The organism is Bartonella sp. AA1HLJMS (assembly GCF_042197445.1).
Classification (GTDB): domain Bacteria; phylum Pseudomonadota; class Alphaproteobacteria; order Rhizobiales; family Rhizobiaceae; genus Bartonella.
The window spans coordinates 1-2,823 of sequence record NZ_JBHIRW010000099.1; the positions used below are offsets into that span (position 1 = coordinate 1).

Below are 2,823 nucleotides of genomic sequence, written 5' to 3' on the forward strand. Positions count from 1 at the left end.
ACCCATGAAATGAATAGCAAACTTCACTACTTTGTTGATCTTATTCCATGTCATGGGCTGTGGATAAACAGCATTTAAAAAACTTTTTGAAAAAATTATCGGCTTTTTTAGCATTTTTTCCAGTTTTCACACTATTCATTCAAAATGGATTTAATAAGCTTCGTTTTGATTCTTTTGATAAGAATTAACCCTCTCATATGAAAACGGACCCCTGTTGTAATATGCATCATTTTAATAAGTATGATAATGAACATGTCACTTTACGCTCTCTCTTAGAATATTATCGTCAACGAGCTAAATCACCCCGTGAATTAGGAACTCTGTTTGAAAACCTTGTCATGGCTTATTTGACAAACGACCCGCTTCAAAAGCAAGAATACGAAAAGGTTCAAACTTATTTGGAATGGGCTAAGGAGCATGATGAAGATGGAACGGATATTGGTATTGATTTGATCGCTACAATCCGTGATGAAGGTGGCTATGCGGCTATTCAATGTAAATGCTATGACGCCTCTCACATAATTAAAAAAGAAGATATTGATAGTTTTATAGCAGCGTCTGGCAAGAAAATATTCACCCGTCGTATTCTGATTGATAGCACCGAAACAGATTGGAGTGATAATGTTGAACTGACTTGTGAAGGACAAGAGGTTCGTATTCAACGCATAAACCTTTTTGATTTAGAGAACAGTCAAATTGATTGGGGGGCGTATAAAGAACAAGGACAAGCCGTTCTTAAAGAGCAACCCCAAAAAAAGCTTTTAGATCATCAAAAAGAAGCCCTTGAGAAAGTCTGTGAAGGGTTACAAGAAGCAGACCGTGGCAAGCTGATTATGGCATGTGGTACGGGCAAGACTTTCACCAGTTTGAAGATAGCAGAAACCATAGCAGGTCAAGGCAAGCGCGTATTGTTTCTAGTGCCCTCCCTTGCTCTTATCTCTCAAACAATTCGTGAATGGACAGAAGATACAGAAGTGCCTTTGCGTTCCTTTGCCGTGTGTTCCGATACACAAGTGGGTAAGCGTCGTAAGAATAATAAAAATGATGCTCTTGAATTTGATAGCTCTGATCTTGCCTTGCCTGCTACCACGGATGCAAAAGAACTGGCTAGCAAAGCGGGTAAGGTTTCACATGATCTGATGACCGTGGTCTTTTCCACTTATCATTCAATCCAAGTGATTTCCGATGCACAAAAAAAGTATGATTTACCCGAATTTGATCTCATCATTTGCGATGAAGCACACCGTACCACGGGGCTTCATTGGGAACTGACGACAATGAATCTGATTTTATCAAGGTTCACGATAACAGCATCATTCAAGGCAAAAAACGCCTCTATATGACAGCAACGCCCAAGATCTTTACCGATGATGCCAAAAAGAAAGCCAATGAAATCAATGCCGTTCTAGCATCTATGGATGATGAAGAGCTCTATGGAAAAGAGCTTTATACCTATACTTTCTCAAAAGCCGTTCAGAATGAACTTTTAGCACCTTATAAGATTATTGTTTTGGGTGTTAATGAAGAGGAAGTAAGTCAATCCATTCAACATCTGATGACCGATGAAAATTATGAACTTATTCTTGATGATAAAACCAAGATCATAGGTTGTTATCAAACCCTTGCTAAAATAGATCTCAAAGTTGATCTAAGTGATGACCCCAATCCCATGCGGCGGGCTTTAGCATTTTGTAAAGATATCAAGACTTCTAAACGCATTCGTAAAACCTTCAATTCTGAAGAAATACAAGAAGAATTATTTAATCTTCATCAACTCTATAAAGATACCCCGCCTCTTCACTGTACCTTTGATCATATTGACGGAACACAAAGTGCCAAATCACGCAATAAAACCCTTGATTGGCTTAAGGAAGATGTGGGGGAAAATACTTGCCGTGTGCTCACCAATGTAAGATGTCTGTCTGAAGGGGTGGATGTACCCGCTCTTGATGCCATTATGTTTTTACACCCGCGTAAAAGTTATGTGGATGTCATACAGGCGGTGGGGCGTATCATGCGCCGTACAAAGGGCAAGAAAAGAGGCTACATCATTTTACCCGTTGGTATCCCTGCTGGGGTTTCTGCTGAACAGGCTTTAAAATACAACAAAAGATACAGTGTTGTCTGGCAAGTCATCAATGCTTTGCTTGCTCATGATGAGAATTTTGAAATCACCCTTAACCAGATGATTTTAGGGCAAGACGTTAGTGATGTTTTGGAGATTGTCGCCTTAAAGAGCATGACCGCGGTTGAGGATAAACTTCATATCCATGAAAAATCAGAACATATGGGACTTGAGATTGGAAAAGCCGCTCATGAACCACAAACTATTCATAGTGTAACAGGAAGATTACCTTTTTATAAAGAGTTTCCCAATGCTCTGAAAACCCTTATTGCGAAGAAATTTGCTATTGCGGATTATTGGGAAAATTGGGCGGGCAATGTGGCTGAGATTGCTCAAAACCATATCACGCATCTCCAAAACTTGCTTGCTGATGAAACCAGTGAAGCCTTTCATGCTTTTGATATATTTCATAAAGAATTACAAACCAATTTAAACAGTGAAATCAAACAAGAAGAAGCGATTGAAATGCTTGCGCAACATCTTGTGACGCGTCCTGTATTTGAAGCTTTGTTTGAAGGCAATGAATTTGTACAAAACAATGCCATTTCGCAAGCAATGGAAAAAATCTTAACAGAACTTGATAAAACCAATATCGAGGAAGAGTCCAAGGAATTACAAGAATTTTATAACAGTGTAAGGCTTCGTGCTTCTGGGATTACCTCACCACAAGCAAGGCAAAATCTTATTATTACGCTTTA

1 pseudogene is annotated in these 2,823 nt (G+C 39.1%); it reads left to right on the plus strand.

Annotation, left to right across the window (positions count from 1 at the left end):
• Positions 1 to 221: 221 nt before the first annotated feature.
• Positions 222 to 2,823 (plus strand): annotated as a pseudogene (locus ACFIQE_RS09420) (DEAD/DEAH box helicase family protein); the annotation flags it as partial.